The organism is Rhizobium sp. BK049, from assembly GCF_014193135.1.
Taxonomy (GTDB): Bacteria; Pseudomonadota; Alphaproteobacteria; order Rhizobiales; family Rhizobiaceae; genus Rhizobium.
In genome coordinates this window covers 1-19,616 of sequence record NZ_JACHYV010000014.1, presented here as the reverse complement: position 1 = coordinate 19,616, position 19,616 = coordinate 1, and the positions used below count along the sequence as shown (strand labels likewise).

The following is a 19,616-nucleotide window of genomic DNA, read 5'->3' as shown; positions in this document are numbered from 1 at the left end:
GCGAGGCGTTTGCTGATTGAGCGTTTCAGGCCAGCGGCTCAACGGTCTTTCGCCATCTGATACGGACTGTTTGACCTGCCACGGGTAATTTCCTCCAGATTGGATTAGAGTCCGGCCTATTGAAGGACGGACGCATGAAGAAGCAGAGATATACGGAAGAGCAGATTATTGCGGTGCTGAAGGAGCAGGAGGCGGGCGCGAAGGTGGCCGAGCTCTGCCGCAAGCACGGAATTTCGGACGCGACATTTTACAACTGGAAAGCCAAATACGGCGGCATGGAGGTTTCCGAGGCGAAGCGTCTGAAGGCTCTCGAAGAAGAGAACGCCAAGCTGAAGAAGCTGCTCGCCGAGCAGATGCTGGATGCCGCCGCACTCCGCGAGCTTCTTGCAAAAAAATGGTAGGGCCTGCCGCCAAGCGTGACGCCGTCGCGCATCTGAAGACCGTCATGGGTCTCTCGGAGCGACGGGCCTGCCAGATCATATCCGCTGATCGGAAGATGGTGCGCTATCGGCCGAGCCGACCGCCGGAGGTCGAACTGCGGGCAAGACTGCGCGACCTCGCCAACGAGCGACGGCGTTTCGGCTACCGGCGGCTGTTCGTCCTGCTCAAGCGGGATGGAGAGCCGTCCGGCGTCAACCGCATCTATCGGCTGTATCGCGAGGAAGGGCTTTCGGTTCGCAAGCGGAAAGCCAGACGGCGTGCCGTCGGCACGCGTGCGCCGATACTGGTCGAAGCGAAGGCGAATGCCCGCTGGTCGCCTGATTTCGTCCATGATCAGTTCGCCTGCGGAAGAAGATTTCGCGTGCTCAACATCGTCGATGACGTGACGCGCGAATGCCTGGCAGCGATCCCCGACACCTCGATCTCCGGCCGTCGTGTTGCTCGCGAATTGACGGCGCTCCTCGAGCGGCGCGGCAAGCCCGGCATGATTGTCTCCGACCATGGCACGGAGTTCACGTCGAACGCGATCCTCGCCTGGTCAAAGGAGCACAAGGTCGAGTGGCACTACATCGCACCGGGAAAGCCCATGCAGAACGGTTATATCGAGTCCTTCAACGGACGGATGCGCGACGAGCTGCTGAACGAAAGCCTGTTCTTCGGTCTCGATCATGCCCGCAGCGCCCTCGCCGAATGGGCAGACGATTATAACCATTCCCGGCCGCACTCATCGCTCGGATATCAGACCCCGGCACGCTATGCCGGAGCCATCGCCGCAACCGGCTCCAACGCTGCGCAAGATGAAAGCTACGCGTTTCCGCCGGTTGCTCCCACCGCGCCAAGTGGCGTAATGAAAACCGCCGAGGCTCTAATCGCCGCTGGATGAAAGTTCAGTGGCATGTATGGACGGCCTCCGCGTGGCAAGGGGCAGTTTGGTGTTTCCGGCAGATTGGTCGGGTGCAGGCATGTATACGGCCTTTGATTGCGGCGCGTTCATGCCGCTGGCCCTGATGTAGTCCGCTGATCGGATCCCAGACAGGTCAACGCGCTTTCAAGCGGCACCCACTGATCGGGTTTGTCCGATCCCGGCTCGACCGTTCGCCATCACGCCATCAGCACCTCACCAATTTCTGCATTCTCTGTGAGCATTCAAAGGGCGGCGGTCGCCTCAAAGCGCCTGCCCGTCGTCATCAACGCCCAGACGATCCGCGCCATCTTGTTGGCCAAAGCAACAGCGACGACGTTGCACGGCTTCTTCACCAGAAGTTCGGCGGCCCAACGCGTCGGTGCAACTTTAGCCTTGCCGCTGAAACGAAGCACCGCGTGCGCGCCCACAACGAGAAGCCGGCGGAGATAGGGATCGCCTTGTTTGCTGATCCTTCCGAGGCGGTCCTTGCCACCCGATGAGTTCTGCCGCGGCACCAGGCCTATCCATGCCGCCAATTGTCGGCCGGATTTGAAGAGCGACGCGTCGGTCACCGTCGCGGCAATTGCGCTGGCAGTGATCGGGCCAATTCCAGGGATCGTCTCAAGGCGGCGGCTCAGTTCGTTCGAGCGATGCCAAGCATGAATTTGGCGATCCAGCTCGCTGATCTTCTCGTGCAGCTCCCGCAACTGCCCGATCAGCGGAAGAAGCGCGGACCGCGCAAGCGGCGGGATGAGATCGTGATCATCGTCGTCGACCAACGCGATCAGCATTCCGACGCCGGCGATGCCCTGTCGCGTTACGATGCCGAACTCCGCCAAGTGGCCACGCAAGGCGTTCACCAGCATTGTCCGCTGCCGGATCAAAAGCTCGCGGACCCGATGCAGCATCAGCACACCCTGTTGCTCCTCGCTCTTCACTGGAACGAAGCGCATCGTCGGCCGCGTCACCGCCTCGCAAATCGCCTCGGCATCTGTCGCGTCGTTCTTCTGCCGCTTCACGTATGGCTTGACGTAAGACGCCGGCATCAGCCGAACCTCGTGACCCAGCGCCATAAGAACCCGAGCCCAGTGGTGTCCAGTCGCGCATGCGTCGATTCCGATCAGGCATGGCGGCAATGCCTTGAAGAACCCAACGACATCGTCGCGGCGCAGCCGGCGGCGGCTCACCGTCGCGCCGGCACCATTGATCCCGTGAACCTGAAATACATGCTTGGCGATATCCAAACCAATTGTGGTAATCTTCTCCGTGGACGGCTCTCCCTTATGTGACTTCGACAGCCACACTTTGGCACATTGCGATGCCGGGAGCGGAGGCCGTCCACCACATCAGGTCATGTTGAAAAAAGAGAAGACGGAGCATTTAGGCGACCGCCGGGATACTCTCCTGTGTGGGTCGGGTACCGCATTTACGCTTGTTCGTCTGGGGCTGCCTTGGTCTAAAATCGAGCATGATTTTTTAAGTTGGCGCCATATGAGCGAAACTAACCATCTGACATCATAAGTAATAATGTCATTTGACCCAGCGCAAGGTGATCTTCGACCGATGCGACACCAGACCCGCGTTGCGAAAAGCTTTACACAGGCCGTTCAGATTCTATTCAAGGACCTAAAGGCAAGATTGGGGATGAAAGACAAACTGGAGGCTACGCAAGGCCATGTTCGCAAAGAAAGCACTTCTCACAGTTTCCGTGTGCCTCACGGTTTTCGGAGCTGTTGCCCAGGCTCAGGATTTCGAGATCTATGTGGGACCGCGTGGATATCGCGAATACGACGGGGATCGGTATCGCGACAGCGATTGGGATCGCGGCCGCAATTGGGACGGGGGTCGCGAGGGGCGGCGAGGCCGGCAGCGCGTTGATCGCCGCAACCCAAGACTGGGACCTTGTGACCCAGAAGTTGCATTGGATCATGCCAGAGAGTATGGGATGCGAAGAGCTAGAATCGCCTCTATCACTCGCGACCGTATCGTGGTCACCGGCATTGGGTTCGAGGGCGAGCGCACACACATGGTGATCCTGAACGACGCTCGCTGTAACCGGATTAGATAGTCGATTCCAGGTGCTTAGCGGCCTCTTCTGCGCCGCCTCCCGGATTAGCTGCATCGTCAGCTCCATCTCGGGAAAAGCCGTCTTGAGCGGGCAGCTAGGTGTGAGCTTTCGGGGGGCGTCCATTCGGAGCGGGCTACCACACCTCTCGTCGGAAGAATCGCGGCGAATGAACATTCATAAGAATGCCCGACTGACGCCGTTGCGCCGGGAGGAAATGGCCCTTGCTGTTATCGAGGGGCATCTGACCCAGGCTCACGCAGCACAGACCTATGGCGTGGCGGCCAAGATCGTCGCCCGCTGGGTCGAGCGTTTCAAGGCCGGTGGTCGAGAGGCGATGCTCGATCGTTCCTCCTGACCTCATGCATGCCCCGGAAGACCAGTCAGGCGCTGGCGGAGCGCATCATTACGCTTCGCCGCCAGCGCCTGACCGGCAAGCACATCGCGATCGAAACCGGTGTATCTGCAGCGACGGTGAGCCGGGTACTCAAGCGCGCAGGCCTCTCCCGCCTCGAGGATATCGAGCCGGGCGAGCCTGTGCGTCGTTATGAACGCCAGGCTCCCGGCGAGATGATTCATATTGACATCAAGAAGCTCGGTAAGCGACAAGCCGATGGTCGGCGATGCGCGTGAGGATATCGCGAAGATAGGCCTTGGGATCGAGACCGTTGAGCTTCGCGGATTCGATCAGCGACAGAATGGCGGCGGCGCGATCGCCGCCCTTGTCCGATCCAGCGAACAACCAGTTCTTGAGGCCGAGCGCGATCGGCCGGATCGCCCGCTCGGCGGCGTTGTTGTCGATCTCGATGGTGCCGTCGTCGAGGAAGCAGCAAAACGACGCCCAGCGGGTAATCGCATAGCGGATCGCCTCCGCCGTGCTGCTCGAGCGCGGCAGTTCCGTAAGCATCTTGTCCCACCATCGCCGGAGCGCCTCGATCTTCGGTTTGGCCTGGCGCTGGCGGATGGTCTTGCGCCTGTCCGGCGGCGCTCCGCGGATGGCATTCTCGATGTCGTAGAGTTCGCCGATACGGACAAGCGTTTCCTCGGCGATCGGGTGCGTTCCGGGGCTGGTGGTCAGATCGAAGAACTTGCGGCGGACATGCGCCCATCAGGCCGCCTCCTGGATGGCGGCAGGTTTGTCTGGTTTGGTTGGCTCGTAGAGCTCGCGGAACCCCGCATAGCCATCGGCATGCAAGATGCCCGAGAAGTCTGCGCGGTGGGCTTTCGGATGCTCACCCTTGACCAGCCCGATCTGGCGAGGAGGATCGTTGTCCGTCACGAGCATCACGACGCCAGCCAAATAGCTGCAAGGGATGTATGCCGATGCGATGCGCAATGGCCGAGACGCTTGCGCCGGGCTCCATTGCCTCAGCCACAGCCCGCGCTTTAAAATCATCTGACCAGCGGCGCCGAAATTGCCGGGGGGCGCCCTCAAGTCGTTCCGGAACAGCCTCGATCATATGGAAGTTTCTAGTTCCAGAGCTAGGCGCAGACATAGAAGCTCACAGTTTGTGAATCGTCTGTCCGAAATACAGCGACCAACGCTACCGACGCCAGATGGGGTCAGCTTGTCGCTTACGAAGCTCGGCCGGTTTCATGAGGTCGGCCACCGCATCACCGGCGATCGCACTCGGCAGAGTTCGCGCAGAGGCAAGAGTTGGGGCGCCGGTTGGGAATGCGTTCATGTGGCTATCGACGATGCCTCTCGCATCGCTTTCTCACAGATATTGCCGGACGAGACGAAGAAAGCGCCGTGGCCCTTATTGAAGGTGGCATTGGCCTATTATGCCAGCCTCGGGATCGCGGTCGAGCGCGTCATGACCGACAATGGTCCCTGCTACACATCAAAGCCATTCGTCGAAGCTTGTGGCGACAATGGCCTCAAGCACGTCCGCACCAGACCAAAAACGCCTAACCAACGGAAAGGCCGAACGCTTCATCCAGACCGCCCTCAGAGAGTGGGCCTACGCCGGCACTGCGCGCCGGCGAACTGCCAGGATGGCTTCATCGCTATAATCAGTACAGGCCTCACGGAAGTCTAAACTCAAATCCACCAATCCCTAGGTTCTTACCCAGGACAACCTGTTGAGGCTCCACAGCTAGCCAACACGAATCGATGAACGTCTCACCTGCTTCGTTTATGGTGGCTTCCATGCCGTCCACCTGGGCAAATGCGCCTGCGTACAACGACGAGCGCCCGCATAAGTGCACTCGATTCATAAGTGGCCTCCAGATTGCTTGAGAGTTTGCGCTGAAGACGCGGTCTGGCGTCAAAAAAGACGATTGATCTTGTGCGGGTTTTGTACGATCAGCTTCTAGCCGAAGGGACTGCGCATGGATGATCTTTCGACTGCTCATTATACAAAGACAAAGACGTTGTCAGTGGGCGAACCAGGTTATCGTCCGGACATTGACGGCCTTAGAGCAGTCGCGATCACTTCTGTGGTCGTTTTCCACGCCTTCCCCAATGTTGCGCCCGGCGGCTTTGTCGGCGTGGACATCTTTTTCGTGATTTCAGGATATTTGATCTCGAAAATCATACTGAAGCAGACGGCGAATGGCTCTTTCAGCTTTCTCGAATTTTACGGAAGGCGGATCCGTCGCATTTTTCCAGCACTGATTGTCGTTCTACTTGCCACGCTGGCAGCAGGGAATACCCTCCTGCTGAAGCCCGAGATCGATCAGCTGACCAAGCATATTGTCGCGTCGACTTTTTTCGCGCAAAACTTTCTATTGCTTACGGAGACGGGATATTTCGATCGAGCATCCGACATGAAGCCGCTGCTTCACTTATGGTCTCTTTCGGTAGAGGAACAGTTTTACATTTTTCTCCCAATTCTGATCGTGTCCGTCAACGCAGTGCGGCTCCGGGTAGGTATCCCTGTATTCATGTTGGCGTTCGCCATTGCATCATACCGTTGGGGTCATCAGATATTGAAGTCGAGCCCTGAAGAGGCATTTTATCTGCCATATCTCCGCGCCTGGGAGTTGCTCGCGGGCGCCGTCTTAACGGCGACCGAAGGCAGGATAACGCGGATGCTTTCTCTTCACCGCGGGCTGCCGCACATCCTCGCACTGATCGGGTTCGGCATGATTTCGTACGTCATCTACGCGCTGAACAGCACAAGTCAATTTCCCGGCCGGGCTGCATTCTGGCCTGTTTTTGGGACCGTCTGTGTTATCGCGGCCGGAGCAGAGAACATCGTCAATAAACAGCTTTTGTCGAGCCGACCGTTCGTGTGGGTCGGCTTGATTAGCTATCCCTTGTATCTGTGGCACTGGCCGATCCTCTCGTATCTTAGGATAGTTGTCGGCAACACTCCGCCCTCTACCAGCAGACTCGTGGCAGTTGCTATCAGCATCGGCCTTGCTTACGCGACGTATCAAGCCGTCGAACGACCACTGCAGAAGGTGGTTTTCAAGCGCTACCCTTCGGCCAGTTCATGCACGCTGGCAATCAGCCTCTGCTGCCTTGCTGCCGCAGCGGCTATTGTGAATGCTGGATTGCTAGACCGCTATCGACCTCCATCGCTCATCAACAATACAGGGAATTTCACTTTCGATGGTCGATTTGAAACCGCTATCTGCCGGAAGACGTACCCCGACATCAAATCTCGTTTTTGCAACCTTGCCGAAGAGCGCCCCCCGACTGTGGCTTTGATCGGTGACTCCCATGCCATGTCGTTCTACGATGGGTTGGCACCTCTCGTGTCGGCCCACAATGGCAACCTTCTGAACATCGGCGGCTTCTCCTGCATGCCAGTGTTTGATGCACCGATGCATAGCCACGGCTATCCATTTCGCACGACCGAATGCATCGGCGCAATCAATGCTGCTTTGGCCGAAGTCGTGGGGAACCCACACATCTCGACGGTCGTGCTGGCGGGCAGGCGCTTCGTTAACACCCTTTCAGATGACGAGCGTGCTGCCGTCGAGAAAGCATTCCGCGTGACATTCGATCGCCTGAGGTTGGCCAACAAAAGGATCATTTACATTCTTGATTTTCCGGAACTGCCACTCGATCCGCACGCGTGCGTAAGGTCATTGCCCTGGGTCACCCCCGACTGCCTAGTAGATGCCTCACAACCGCTCGCTCTGCGCAAGGCACAGGTGGATTTCATCGCCAAGCTCGCCAGAAACTACCCCGATGTTAAAGTATTGGATCCTTTTGAGGTGCTCTGCCGCAATGGCACTTGTCCCGTGATAGTTGCCGATAAAAGCCTTTACATCGATGACAGTCATCTATCGCGCGATGGTTCGGCCTTTGTGGCGCCCTTTCTGGCTGATAGCATTTTTCATTCTGGTCAGAATGCTGCGACCTTCCCAGCACAATAACTTCCCGTAGCTCCGCCAGAAAAGATGCGGTCGTAGGCTGCTCGCGTTCGCCCACCTTGCACCGCTAGTTTCAATACCTGTACTGCCGGGTACTGTGCTGCCACGCGACGAACCGTTGCGCAGGCCGCACGAGCGTCTTGCCGAGAACACTATGCTTTTGAGCCAACATTATTCACGAGGAGGATTACCTTGCATCGGCGGAAAACGGCCGGTTTTCGGTCGCTTATCTCCGGCCAGACTGACGACGTATGTCGCCCATGGTGCTGGCGATTACAATTGCCAAGACAAATGACGCCAGAATGAACGCGGCGATAATCTTGCAGGCCACCTAGATTAGATGTCTCGCTTATAAGTCATTTTCTTAGATACAGGTTGGTATTGGAATTGCCAGTTATGAAATGCAGTCATTGGGTTCCAGTTATCACGCAAGAATGCCAAGCTTTTAGACGCAGCGATGCACCGAAGCTGTATACGGATGATTTTTCGGATGCTACTTAAATTCTGTTAAGTTCTTGATGAACCTCCAAGAACCATTCGACGAAGGCTTTGACGCCGACATCTAGCGTTGTGCCCGGCTTGTAGCCCGTCAGCGCGACGAGCAGATCAGGGGCGGCGAAGGTGCGCGGCACGTCGCCCTTCTGCATGGCCAGCATCTTGCGGATGGCAGGACGGCCGAGCGCCTTTTCCACCGTTTCGACAAAATCCATCAGACTGACCGGCTGGCCGCCGCCGATATTTACGACGCGGAAAGGCGCCTGTCGCGAGAGCGTTTCGATGCTCGCGTCGGCCAAACGATTCTCTTCGCGCGGAGCAATGGCCGAGAGCCGGACGATCGCTTCGATGAGATCGTCTATATAAGTGAAGTCACGGCTCATATTGCCTTCGCCGTAGATCTCGATCGGCTGGCCTTCGAGCATGTTCTTGGCGAATTTGAACAGCGCCATATCGGGCCGGCCCCATGGGCCATAGACGGTGAAGAAACGGAAGGCCGTCGTCGGAATCTTGTGGAGATGGGCATAGCTGTGTGCCATCAGCTCCATCGATTTCTTCGTCGCGGCATAGATGGTCAGCGGTTCGTCGGCACGGTCGGTTTCGCGGAAGGGGACAGTCGCGTTGGCGCCATAGATCGATGATGTCGAGGCCAGCATCAGATGGCGGACTTCAACCCGCCGGGCGATTTCCATGATGTTCCAGGAGCCTTCGACATTCGAATGTATATAGGCTTCGGGATTTTCCAGGCTGTAGCGAACTCCGGCTTGCGCGGCGAGATGGATCAGGATGTCAGGCGCGGCCGCGGAGACTGCCGCTTCCAGCGCCGGCCGGTCCTCAAGCATTGATATGACAGGCCGGAAGGCAGGAAACTGAGAGAGTGCAGCGTGGCGCATCTCTTTGAGCTTGACGTTGTAATAAGGAGTGAGGCCGTCGAAGCCTGTCACCTCATGCCCTTCCTGCAACAGGCGCCTAGCCAGATGAAAACCGATAAAGCCGGCAGTACCTGTAATGAAGTAGCGCATTCCCACCTTTCTCGGCTCCCTGCCGACCGTTTCTTCTCGACATAGATACGGGTTTCACCCTTCGAACGAGGTGAGCGGCCCGCTTCTTTGATCGTTTGCTTGCTTTTGACCGCCCTCTGACAGGCGTCAAGGGGCTAAGCCGTAAAGATCCAGCACCCCCTCGACGACTATAGGTAGGGAATACTTTGTCGACGCAAGCTTACGTCCTTCTTCTCCAAGCGCTTCGCACTTTCCATGGTCGAGTAAGAGCGCTCTCAGCGCAGCGGTCAAGCTCTCGATATCACGAGGTTTGACCAGCAGCCCAGCTTTGCTATCGACGACCAATTCGCGGCATCCGGGCATATCAGTGGTGACGATCGGGCGGCCGCAAGCCATGGCCTCGATGAGAACCTTAGGCACGCCTTCCCCATAATAGCTCGGCAAACAAACGATCGAAGCTTGCGCAAGCGTCTGGGGCATATCCTCACGGTGACCCCACCACTCAACAACACCTTCGGAAACCCAACGCGCCAATTCGCTTTCAGGTACCGATGCGGGATTTTCGCTATCCGGTTTCCCTACCAGCACAAAGCGTGCATTCACGCCCTCGGCCCGCAACAACTTCGCCGCTTCGACGAACTCGCCTATCCCCTTGTCCCGGATCATCCGGGATGCAAGCATCACTATAGGGTCAATCGTGACTAACGGCGTGGGCACATAAACGTCCAAATCGACGCCGGCGCCGTGGATAAGATGGACTCTAGCCTCATCGACGGCACATGCACGGGTCACGACGTCGAAGTCTTCCCTGTTCTGGACAATGACAGCCGTACCCTTCCTGTTGAGCAGGTAGCGAAAGACCGAAACTATAAATTTCCTTAGAATTCTCGCCTTTAGGTTTTGGGATGAAAATACAAACCCCAGGCCACCCAACGCATTTATTCGTCTGGAGACGCCTGTCCACATGGCGACGATGCTGCCATACATGACCGGCTTCATTGCAACGTTGTGAATTACATCAGGCTTTTCGCGCGCTACAACCGAATAGAGCTCCGCGATCGCACCAAGTTCCCGAAACGGGTTCAGGCTTGACCGGACAAGCTGCCTCAGAGGCACAACGCGAATCCCCTGTTTTTCAATTTCATCCCGATGATCCGTCACTCTCGTTGCTACAACCACCTCGCAACCTTTTGCTTTCGCGGCGACGGCCAGCGGCAGGCGATGAGAATGGAAGTACCAATCCTCGGTTACAAAGAAGAGCACCTTCAAGCTTATTCACTCCGAGGGGCTGAAACGATTGCCAGTTTACACATGGTCACCATCTGCGGCTGCCCGGCAATTTTCCAGATGAGGCCGTGAACGATTGGAAACTGATGGCCTCCCATTTGTCGAGCACCTCTTCCAGAGCCGCGCCGGCATGGGCGACTTTGGCGGGCTTCGACAGGCGAAGGCGAAGCTCGCCGTCCTGCATGAGCTGTCGCAAGCCGGCGGCTAGGGCGATCGCTTTTGTAGGCAGAGAATCCACGAGGAGACCGTTTTCTCCGCTTCTGATGAGCTCGTTCGTACCAGCGCAGTCACTGAAACCAATCGCTGGCAGTCCGTGAGCCAGCGCTTCCACAGTCGCCAGGCCAAGGCTTTCATAGGCAGATGAGATCACATAGAGCTGCGCTGTGCTATATTCGGAGGAGATATCCGGCGTGCTGCCAGGGATGAGCACGCGATCCGATAATCTTAGGCGCTTTACCTCTGCCTCTATCGCCGCTCTCTCGTCGCCATCTCCGACGATTTTCAATGTCCACTCTGGAAAATCGCTGGCGATCAAGGCGAAGGCTTGTACCAGTGTCATATGATCCTTCTGCGGATGAAGTCGCCCGACTGCGAGGAGGGTACGCGCCGACTCCATGCCAACAACGTCAGCCTGCCGATCAGCAGACCACCCGGTCGGATTGGGTAGCACGTCCATCTTGGCGCGGATCGCGGGCGGATACAGCTGTTTCATCTGGCTTGAAACAGCTGTAAACCGCTTAACAAATGGAGCGGACAATTTGAGCAGCATCCACTTGAGGGGCGTCCCGTTGTAGCGAGCAGGCACATTATGCTCGCTGGCTATAATGGGCAGGCCAGATCCCATTAACGCGAAAGCGATTGGTGTGTAACTCGATGGCATGAATGCCAGAACAACATCGGGAGCCAATTCGCGGATACGTCGCCGCAGCCTGATAAGCGGGAGCGGCATCAAGCCGCGGATCTTTAGCGCATGTCGTTTTATCTCCAAGTTTAGGGGATAAAAGGAAGATGCCGATATACCATCCAACGTCAGAATCGAGACGTCGTGACCGCGATGGTGAAGACCGTTCACCACTTCCGCAAAAACACGCTCGGCGCCGCCACCAAGCGTGGTCACTGATTTGATGCAAAACAAAAATTTCATCAACTGGCCGCTTGCTTCAGGACATTCTCCCAGCGATCAAAGCAGGCTGAGGGCAGGTATCGACGCATTGAAAGGCGTGCATTGCCGCCCATTTCGGCCCGCCGGACATGATCAGCCATCAAGTCGCCCAATGCTTTCGCAAGGCTGTCAGGCGAACCGTTCCCCTCAGCCAGCAAACCTGTTCCGCCGTGCTGTATCAAATCGCAGACTCCTGCGCAATCGCCATAGCCTACGGAAGGCAGGCCGTGCGCAAGAGCCTCGGCCAGAGCATTTGGAAAACCTTCCCACCTGGACGGCAGGCAGAACAGATTGGATGAGATATAAACTGACGCCACGTCCGAGGTCGTGCCTGTCAGAAATACGCGTCCCCGCAGGTTGGGGCTGCTATCGATCATCTCTTGGAGGGACATCCGGTTCTCGCCCTCACCGACGATTTTCAGATCCCAGTCTACAAACCGATCTGCGACGATTGAGAAGGCCTGCAGCAGAGCGTGATAATTCTTTTGATAGCTCAGTCGGCCGACCGAGAGCAGCGTGAAGCGGCCCTGTCGGTTTGCGGCCCCAGCGACGGCAAATTCATGAGCCTCGGAGACCGGATTGGGCGTCTCGACGATTAGTTCATGAAGAGCCTTCGGGTAGTAATCCCGATATCGGTCGAATTGCACTGTGATGCGTTTTGCGAAATGAAAGCTGAAATGTTCTTTTCGTTTGCTCCACGCGCTGTTGGCATATTCATAAAGCGTGGGCGCTGTACGTTCGGCCGCGATCAGAGGGATTCCCATTCCGGCTGTATAGGACAGCATAGCCCGAAACGGGCCGCCTTGAAAACAAATGATGACGTCCGGAGAGAACTGGGAAACGGATCTGCGAATCTTCGGCACGCGCTGCAAGCGCGTCAAAACATTCGCCTTCCGAGCGGCATCGCCCGTGTGTAGCTTGTACCAGCCTATTTCCGAGGCCATCGGATAAAAAGCTTCCGCATCGTCTCGGTCCCAGCTCAGAAGGGCCACTTGGTGTCCGCGACGGACCATCTCGTTCATGATGGTCACGATCATCCTCTCAAGACCACCAGCCATCTTATGCATCGCGCGGGCGACAAATAACAACCTCATTGTATATTCCTTTTATTCATGCGCCTCTCATGACGAAGGCGTTTCGGCCCTGTTGCCAAAAGGTGTGAGGTGGCGAGAATAGGATTTCTTGTGGAGATAAGGAGGAACTGGACAACGAACCGAAAGTACTGCCGCTTGAAATGGTGATATCTCAGATTCGGCCAATGGCTGGCATAATGATATTTGCCGATAGACCGCAAATATCCCTGATGTTTTTTTGCGACTGCGATCTCGGCAGTGCGATTTGCGTCTGGCGACTTGTCGGATCCCTGGGTTGAGTGCTGCAGGAACAGCTTTTCGGCCGTCCCGATAAAACAGCCGCCCGCGAGCGCGAGACGAATGGCGAAATCGATATCCTCAACGCGCTTTAACGACGCGTCAAAGCCGCCGAGCTTCAGGAACAGCTCTCGCCTAGCCATCAGCGCACATGTGGGGGTGCCCGAACCATAAAAGTAATCCGGCCTCCGCCTATAAAAGAGGAGATAATCCGCGACGTCCTTTCCGCATGGTGTGGTCCCCGTGGACCCGATAGCGGGAAGGGGTTTGAGATGGCCGTTGGGATAAATCCGCTCCCCTGCGGCATAGCACGCAACCGCCCGAGATCCGTTCGAAGCCTCGAACGACTTTATCGCGGCAACCTGCAGCATTACCCGCTTGGCGGCGCTCTCGTCATCATCATCGAAGAAAACGATGAAGTCTCCGGTCGCTGCTTCAATGATGGTGTTTCTTGCCTTGGCAGCGCCCCCATTTTCGCGGTGACTAATGAGGCGGATCCTGGGATCATCAGCAGTCAAAGATGCGACATACTCGGCCGATCCGTCTGTTGACGCATCATCGACGATGAGGATTTCGAGATCGGGCCAATCCTGCGACTGGGCGCTCCTGATAGCTTTGCCGATGGTGTCGCGTGCATTGTAACAGGTAATGCCAACGGTGACGCGCTCGCTCTGGTGCATGGATGTCACTTGCGATGGAACAGGGAAAAACTACGGTTGCTATCAAGCTGCGGCAGTGCATACCACAGGCGGGACCACGTCAAAAATGGATGGGTTATGGCGCTGATCATCAGTTTGCGGATAAAGGCAGGCTGGTCGCCTCGTAACCACAGATACTTTGTTTTCATCCATTCCCTCGAAAAGCGATAGTGTTCCTTGTTTTTGAATGCAGTCTCGTGCTTGTCGATGACCTGGAGCTTGTAATGGAGCTCCTTATCGAGCGACTTATCGAAGCTGTATGTCAGCTTCTGGGTCACGAGCGGTTCAGCGATCCCAATAAAGTGACCGCCCGCTCTTGCCACGCGCACGCAGAATTCCATGTCTTCGGACCTACGGAAGGCAGGATCAAATCCGCCAAGCTCTATGTAAGTCGAAGTCCTTGCCATCTGAGAGCACGTAGCGACCGCGCCGTAGCCATCCTCGACCGGCTCGCCCCACAAGAGCCGCCCCGCAACGGCCAGACCATGAGGCGCCTCCCTTTCCTGGGAGCATCCCATCGTTCGCTCTACGCGTTCAGTGCCATCGCGGGCTATCTGCCTCCTGGCTGTGTGACAGACTAACGGTACCCTTTCAGGAATTCTGGCTTCATACTCGACAATCCGCCGGTATTGCTTGGCGACTCTTTCTGGATCGCTCATATCATCGTCATCAAAGAACGCAAGAAAATCGCCTCTGGCTTCTGCTATTATTCGATTACGAGCCGCAGCTACTCCTGAATTATGAGACTGACGGAACAGCCGAAGCTGTGGATGTTTCTTGGCGATCTGCTCTACCAACTCGAACGTCTGGTCGCTCGATCTATCATCAACGACAACGATCTCCAGTGGCTCCCAACTCTGAGCAACGGCCGAAGATATGGCACCGGCAATATGCCTCTCGGCATTGAAGGACGTGATGCCAATGGTGATCAGCGGAGCCATTCGGTTACTCTTTCGGAATCCGAGCATACGAGGTAGGGTACCCGGTGGCCGTCGATAGGCCTAACCGTTTGCCACGGCGACGGGCTGGGCCTGATTGCCAGACCGCCTGCTGGTCAAAAAAGGTTGCACAATCATGTTAGTTCCGCACAACGCCATGACGAAGAGGATTGGACCGGGCAATAGCCAGGCCTGGGTCTGGTTGAATATGGCGTTCACTATGAAGAATATCGCGAACGCGGAACCTGATTCTCCGGGCTGCGCGAGCAGGTTTCGGAAGCCGACAACACAAATTAGGCCAATTATGCTCATGGCTGCGATCAGAAAGAAGGGACCATACCCGGCGCCAAACTGAAGATACGGAGACTGGATAGTGCCGACCATAAGCCAATCTTCCCGTGTTATGTTGAGCCTGTCGTTTAGCCCCCAAGGATTCGCTTCCGTCATGAGGTTAGCTAGCTTCTCTGGCGTGTTGGGGAATCTCGATCCCGGATAGCCGCCGTCGAGCGTCATCCACAGCCCCGCGACGGCACCATAGATTCGGATGCGCAAGGGCCTTTTGATTTTGTATTCAAAGCAATTGTCACCGATGCAATCAGCTCCGTTCGTTGTCTTTTGAAACCAAGTCTTATTGCTGCCAAGTTGATACGCAACCTCATTTCCAACCGAAATCATAGTCGGCGAAACGAGGACGGAAGAATAATACACGGGTATAGCCGTCGCTATTGTGAGAGCTACCGTCGTGAAGAGACCGCGATAATGCAAATTCGGCCCGAAATACAATAAACCAATCTGTATGATCACCAATACTATGCCAATTCTCCCCCCCGAGAGGAGGATTGCAGTCGCCAAGACACATCCCAACTTGGGGCGACGAGAAAGGAGCGACCATATGTAAACCGCTGCCAGACAAGTAGTTACGTCATCGCCAAAATACCAAAAAGCTCTCTTATAGAAGTCGGAATAACTATAAACTTCGCCGACATCAAACAGAAAGCTGAAGTGGATCAGGAGCGCCACGACCACGCCGGCGAGAGCAAGAAGCCATGGACGAAAATTGTAAATTCCGTATGCGATGACCCCGCCAAACGAAACAAGCAGCATCTGCACAGCGTTGGATTCGATTATTTGCGGCATCCGTTCGTCTCCGCTCCACCAAAGATTGTCTCGTTTCCAATCTGCATGGAGATAGCCTCCATCCTAATCAGAATGTTCACTCCCTTCTCGCACTGATGAGGTAGCCTAGGGCACATCTAACAGCGGGATGGTCTTGGTTGAACTTAGCTTCTCCATCCTTCCGGAACTTCCAACGTGCAAGGAGGTAGTCGATTGTTAAGGCAATACGAGTGCGCGTGCGCTTGAAGGGGCCAGGCAGCCCGGTAACGCTGCATGCCGTCGAGTACGGCCCCCAAAGCAGGGCAGTTGTGGATATAAGCGTGAAGCCGCACTCGTCGAGCAACGTTTGCCAATAAGCTGGCGTTCCCCTGATGTAGTCGCTGGGATGACCATGAACTCGAAAGATAAACGGTACGATAAAATGTAGACGTCCGCTCTTCTTTAATACCCTCTGGAGTTTGATCAGCGTTTCTTTTCCCTGATAGACATGTTCGAAAGTATTGAACGACACGACGGCATCATAGCGGTGATCGGCGCAAGGCAAGGGACCATCAGGCTCAACGAGATACGTTGGTTCGGTGCTAGGGTCGATATTTGCGGACTCGTACTCGAAGGGAGCGCCGGGCTTAATCCATTCTTTGACGTGCTGGCTATAGTTGGTTCGGCTACCACCACCAAAATCCAACACCAATCCCTCAAGGCCCAGGAACTTCAAGCGTTCATATTCAAGGCATCTCAACGTGCTGATGGTTCCGGCACGCTTGAGCATATGCAACAGGCGCCGAAAGGTAGGGATATCAAACCCAACGAGGCCACTTCCGTCTTGAAATTCGCGCATGTTTCCCCGCAACTCTTACTTCCGGCACAACAGAAGCGGCTTGTCCGATCGACGGCCCAGCACCTCGGTCACCATTTTGAAATGACTGGAAATCGCCTTTCGAACGCGTTCAGTATCGCAGATAGCCGGATGGAGTTCGATAACCAGGCACTTTACCGACGCGAGCAATTCCGGCTTTGCACACAGGAAATCTTCTTCGGAACCCTCAATGTCGATCTTTAGGATATCTACCTCCGTTCGGTTGCCGATACTGTCCATCAGAGTTTGAAGCGTTATCGTTTGGACTTCCAAATCACCTTCAGAGGAAACCCGGTGGCTCATCGAAGGTCCTGCGGTCGAAAAGCGTAACCGCTTTCCGTCAGAACCAGAGGCTGCGAAGTTGACTACGCGCCAATTCGCATAACGAGAACTGGCGTTTTTTGTCGCCACGGCGAAGGTATGGATATCGGCCTCAACACTTAGAATGTTAGCTTGAGGATTGACCTTGAGAGCCCAAGCAGCAAAGGTGCCGATATGAGCGCCTACGTCCAGCACGCATGGCGCCTCGGCAGACAGCAGATCAGCGTCCAGAAATGCATATTCGCGCTCGTGGAGTACCTCCACAATGGCATTGCTGTCTATGCCCCTGAAAAACAGCGGCTTCCCGTCATACTTCACCTCGAGCAGGCCGAGGGGATTTCTTTTTCGCCGAATAATCGTGCGCGCCGCAGCGACAGGACCTCCGGCCATCGGTGTGAGCCAACGAAGCGTCTGAAGGAGTTTTTTAAATCGTGTTATCATGCGATATTCGGCTGATTTCATTGCAGCGGCATTCCTTGCGGTGACGCTTGTACGAGGTCTCGAAAGAGTTCCTCATTCTCTAGCAAAGTTTCGTATGAACCTCGCGCGACAAGCCGGCCACGATCCAGAAGGACGATCTGGTCACAGTTGCGTACCGTCATCAAGCGATGGGCTATTATGACAATCGTTTTGTGCTTCCCGAGTTCAGATATCGCTTTCATTACCGCCGCCTCTGTCTGGGTATCCAACGCACTAGTCGCTTCATCAAAGACAACCACTTGAGGGTCTCTATACAAGGCACGCGCGATGCCCAAGCGCTGCCGCTGTCCTCCGGAAAGACGGGTTCCCCGCTCGCCAATGATCGTGTCGTAGCCATTAGGAAGTTCGTTCACGATGAAGTCATGGATGTGCGCCTGCGTAGCCGCCCGCTTCGCCGCTTCATTATCAATTTCCGAACGAGGAACACCGAATGCGATATTGGCCAAGACCGTGCTGTCTGCGAGAAAGATCTGTTGAGGCACATATCCCAAATTCAACTGCCATGCGCGGATATTGCGCATGTCCAGAGGCACGCCGTCTACAGTTATGCGTCCGGACGTCGCCGTCGTAAGACCGAGAAAAAGATCAACAATCGTGCTTTTGCCCGCGCCTGTTTGTCCAACAAATGCGACGGTACTATTAACAGGAATGTTCAGACTAATATTGCTTACGGTCTTCGATTTTGCAGACTGATATTGAAAATCGACATTCTCGAAGCGAACTACATTTCGGAATGGCAATGGCTGGTCCGGCCGAGCGCCTATTGGAAGACTATTCTGCTTTAGAGACAGATCGCGCAGCAACTCATCAAGTGCAGGGAGAGCGAATCGCACCTGTCCAACACTGCGAAACACATCCTGGAACGCCGGAAGCAGCCGATAGCCGGCAAAAGCGAAGAAGCTCATCAGAGGGAGTATTTCGTCAACCCTGTCCCCACGCGCTATCCAATAAAGCAGTACGCCAAGCATGGATCCGAACGCAACAGCTTGAATAAAGTAGAACGGAAGTTCGCGAGTAATCATCGTCATTGATTGATGGTGGGCATAGGCTTTGGATGGCACTCCGAATCGAGACAAATACTCCTCTTCCCGCCCGAGCAACCGCAGTTCCTTGATGCCTTGCAACGCCTCTGCGGCAACAACGAACCGGGCATCATTGGCTTTAAGGCGTCGTTCGCCAGAATACTTAACGCGTTGCCGTGTGAACGCGTCGATTGCAATGTAGCTCAGTCCAAAAGAGCCGGCCAAGACGCCAGATGTCGCTGGCTCGACAACAATCAGCAGAACCACGATTGCAGTGGAAACGACTATCCCCGCAAGAGCGCGCATACCAGGCAGCATAACGTTGCCGGCAACCTCCTGGACTTCAGACAGCAGCGATTTCGACAAACTCGATGTGTTTTTCTCCAGGAAGAATTCATAGGGCTGGGCCATATAGGTCTTAAGGAGACGCATCGATATTGCGTGAATTCGCATCACTGAAAAACGTTGTATGGCGACAACCGTCAATGCACGTAGACTGAGGCTGAACAGCAAGAAAACGAGCATCACCACGCCCAATGCGATCAGGAAGGTGCGCGTGTCCTTAAAAGCAAATGTTTGATAAGCGAGTGAGATAAAATGATTGGTTTGAATTATATCAGGGTTTGCTAACACGCCGATAAATGGCAATATGCTAGCCACACCCGCAACTTCAAGAAAAGCAGACATTACCATCAACGAAAATATCATCGCGGCCCGCAGGCGCTCGCGAGCATCTAATACCGAATAGAGCTTTCTCAGTACTGCCAAGAATTTGCCTCGCAGGTTGTCAGGGAAGGCTAACTAGCAATCACGGTGCCATGTAGCAACCAAATAAGTCGTCGCTACAGGACGAAGGCTCCATATCCATACGAGCGATGTCGCTCCGGCCTCTCGTCCATTTCGTGATAGTGATATAATTATCGAACGCTGTTAAGCGCCCACCGGCGCGCCATTTGCTGTGGTTTTTATTGCTGAAAAGGGCCGGCAATAAATGTCTATCCTGGTGCACCCGACCTGAGATTACAGGGCAGCAACTTCTGATAGATAAGCGGTGCGGAAGGCTTTGATTTCCGATTATTTCAGTTGCGCTCGTTGCAGAAAATGACAAGAAGGTGGTTGTCTGATTGA

The 19,616-nt window shown here is 55.4% G+C and carries 16 protein-coding genes and 3 pseudogenes; 4 read left to right on the top strand and 15 right to left on the bottom strand.

Translation table 11 applies throughout. The features are described from left to right. Positions 1-134: 134 nt before the first annotated feature. Positions 135-1,324, top strand: a protein-coding gene (locus FHT70_RS15935; RefSeq protein ID WP_183702815.1) for an IS3 family transposase whose coding sequence is annotated in 2 segments (ribosomal slippage) — positions 135-387 and positions 387-1,324 — 1,191 coding nt in all. Because the reading frame shifts where the segments join, the coding sequence is not laid out codon by codon here. A gap of 263 nt (positions 1,325-1,587) precedes the next feature. Here the strand turns inward: FHT70_RS15935 and FHT70_RS15930 are convergent. Next, complete coding sequence (locus FHT70_RS15930; RefSeq protein ID WP_183703073.1) at positions 1,588-2,604, bottom strand: IS110 family transposase; 1,017 nt, start codon at positions 2,602-2,604, stop codon at positions 1,588-1,590. A 975-nt stretch (positions 2,605-3,579) separates the two neighbouring features. On the opposite strand from FHT70_RS15930, the pseudogene FHT70_RS15925 reads away from it, so the two are divergent. Next, a pseudogene (locus tag FHT70_RS15925) lies at positions 3,580-4,013 on the top strand (leucine zipper domain-containing protein); the annotation flags it as partial. Here the strand turns inward: FHT70_RS15925 and FHT70_RS30595 are convergent. The 4 genes and pseudogenes from FHT70_RS30595 to FHT70_RS30700 all read right to left on the bottom strand — a co-directional run bounded on the left by FHT70_RS30595 (position 3,997) and on the right by FHT70_RS30700 (position 4,870). Then, entirely contained in the window at positions 3,997-4,098 is a 102-nt protein-coding gene (locus FHT70_RS30595) for a transposase domain-containing protein (protein ID WP_311043968.1), read from the bottom strand. The pseudogene FHT70_RS15925 and the gene FHT70_RS30595 sit on opposite strands and share 17 nt — an antisense overlap. Beyond that, positions 4,093-4,506 (bottom strand): annotated as a pseudogene (locus tag FHT70_RS15920) (transposase); the annotation flags it as partial. The gene FHT70_RS30595 and the pseudogene FHT70_RS15920, both read right to left, overlap by 6 nt. Before the next feature lie 12 nt (positions 4,507-4,518). Next, positions 4,519-4,746: a hypothetical protein gene (locus FHT70_RS30705; protein ID WP_210282867.1), complete on the bottom strand. Its 228-nt coding sequence runs from the start codon at positions 4,744-4,746 to the stop codon at positions 4,519-4,521. Next, positions 4,643-4,870 (bottom strand): transposase, encoded by a 228-nt coding sequence (locus tag FHT70_RS30700; RefSeq protein WP_311043967.1) that lies wholly within the window; start codon positions 4,868-4,870, stop codon positions 4,643-4,645. Before FHT70_RS30700 ends, FHT70_RS30705 begins: the two co-directional genes overlap by 104 nt. Positions 4,871-4,990: 120 nt before the next feature. Between FHT70_RS30700 and FHT70_RS15910 the strand changes: the two are divergent. Continuing rightward, positions 4,991-5,513: pseudogene (locus FHT70_RS15910) on the top strand (integrase core domain-containing protein); the annotation flags it as partial. A gap of 231 nt (positions 5,514-5,744) precedes the next feature. Then, positions 5,745-7,745 (top strand): acyltransferase family protein, encoded by a 2,001-nt coding sequence (locus FHT70_RS15905; RefSeq protein WP_183702812.1) that lies wholly within the window; start codon positions 5,745-5,747, stop codon positions 7,743-7,745. A gap of 494 nt (positions 7,746-8,239) precedes the next feature. On the opposite strand, the gene FHT70_RS15900 is transcribed toward FHT70_RS15905, so the two are convergent. The 10 genes from FHT70_RS15900 to FHT70_RS15855 all read right to left on the bottom strand — a co-directional run bounded on the left by FHT70_RS15900 (position 8,240) and on the right by FHT70_RS15855 (position 19,256). Further along, complete coding sequence (locus tag FHT70_RS15900) at positions 8,240-9,259, bottom strand: NAD-dependent epimerase/dehydratase family protein (protein ID WP_183702808.1); 1,020 nt, start codon at positions 9,257-9,259, stop codon at positions 8,240-8,242. Positions 9,260-9,385: 126 nt separating this feature from the next. Next, entirely contained in the window at positions 9,386-10,501 is a 1,116-nt protein-coding gene (locus tag FHT70_RS15895; protein WP_097601827.1) for a glycosyltransferase family 4 protein, read from the bottom strand. Between the two features lie 52 nt (positions 10,502-10,553). Continuing rightward, positions 10,554-11,669, bottom strand: coding sequence for a glycosyltransferase family 4 protein (locus FHT70_RS15890; RefSeq protein WP_183702805.1), 1,116 nt, complete (start codon positions 11,667-11,669; stop codon positions 10,554-10,556). Beyond that, positions 11,669-12,781, bottom strand: a complete 1,113-nt coding sequence (locus FHT70_RS15885; protein WP_097601823.1) for a glycosyltransferase — start codon at positions 12,779-12,781, stop codon at positions 11,669-11,671. The genes FHT70_RS15890 and FHT70_RS15885 overlap by 1 nt, the downstream gene beginning before the upstream one ends. Then, positions 12,778-13,737, bottom strand: a complete 960-nt coding sequence (locus FHT70_RS15880) for a glycosyltransferase family A protein (RefSeq protein WP_183702802.1) — start codon at positions 13,735-13,737, stop codon at positions 12,778-12,780. The genes FHT70_RS15885 and FHT70_RS15880 overlap by 4 nt, the downstream gene beginning before the upstream one ends. A gap of 5 nt (positions 13,738-13,742) precedes the next feature. Continuing rightward, on the bottom strand, positions 13,743-14,696 hold the full coding sequence (locus FHT70_RS15875; protein ID WP_183702800.1) for a glycosyltransferase family 2 protein: 954 nt from the start codon (positions 14,694-14,696) through the stop codon (positions 13,743-13,745). A gap of 60 nt (positions 14,697-14,756) precedes the next feature. Further along, positions 14,757-15,830, bottom strand: coding sequence for a hypothetical protein (locus FHT70_RS15870; protein ID WP_183702798.1), 1,074 nt, complete (start codon positions 15,828-15,830; stop codon positions 14,757-14,759). 76 nt (positions 15,831-15,906) lie between these two features. After that, complete coding sequence (locus FHT70_RS15865) at positions 15,907-16,647, bottom strand: methyltransferase domain-containing protein (protein ID WP_183702795.1); 741 nt, start codon at positions 16,645-16,647, stop codon at positions 15,907-15,909. Between the two features lie 15 nt (positions 16,648-16,662). Next, the gene (locus FHT70_RS15860; RefSeq protein WP_097601815.1) at positions 16,663-17,448 is read right to left on the bottom strand and encodes an FkbM family methyltransferase; all 786 of its coding nucleotides are present in this window, start codon (positions 17,446-17,448) and stop codon (positions 16,663-16,665) included. Further along, positions 17,445-19,256: an ABC transporter ATP-binding protein gene (locus FHT70_RS15855; protein ID WP_097601814.1), complete on the bottom strand. Its 1,812-nt coding sequence runs from the start codon at positions 19,254-19,256 to the stop codon at positions 17,445-17,447. Before FHT70_RS15855 ends, FHT70_RS15860 begins: the two co-directional genes overlap by 4 nt. Positions 19,257-19,616: the final 360 nt, after the last annotated feature.

Bases quoted from the DNA above. Each gene is read 5' to 3' on its own strand.
- FHT70_RS30700 (WP_311043967.1), bottom strand. From the start codon at position 4,870: ATGATCGAGGCTGTTCCGGAACGACTTGAGGGCGCCCCCCGGCAATTT.
- FHT70_RS15905 (WP_183702812.1), top strand. From the start codon at position 5,745: ATGGATGATCTTTCGACTGCTCATTATACAAAGACAAAGACGTTGTCA.
- FHT70_RS15900 (WP_183702808.1), bottom strand. From the start codon at position 9,259: ATGCGCTACTTCATTACAGGTACTGCCGGCTTTATCGGTTTTCATCTG.
- FHT70_RS15890 (WP_183702805.1), bottom strand. From the start codon at position 11,669: ATGAAATTTTTGTTTTGCATCAAATCAGTGACCACGCTTGGTGGCGGC.
- FHT70_RS15885 (WP_097601823.1), bottom strand. From the start codon at position 12,781: ATGAGGTTGTTATTTGTCGCCCGCGCGATGCATAAGATGGCTGGTGGT.
- FHT70_RS15880 (WP_183702802.1), bottom strand. From the start codon at position 13,737: ATGCACCAGAGCGAGCGCGTCACCGTTGGCATTACCTGTTACAATGCA.
- FHT70_RS15875 (WP_183702800.1), bottom strand. From the start codon at position 14,696: ATGGCTCCGCTGATCACCATTGGCATCACGTCCTTCAATGCCGAGAGG.
- FHT70_RS15870 (WP_183702798.1), bottom strand. From the start codon at position 15,830: ATGCCGCAAATAATCGAATCCAACGCTGTGCAGATGCTGCTTGTTTCG.
- FHT70_RS15865 (WP_183702795.1), bottom strand. From the start codon at position 16,647: ATGCGCGAATTTCAAGACGGAAGTGGCCTCGTTGGGTTTGATATCCCT.
- FHT70_RS15860 (WP_097601815.1), bottom strand. From the start codon at position 17,448: ATGAAATCAGCCGAATATCGCATGATAACACGATTTAAAAAACTCCTT.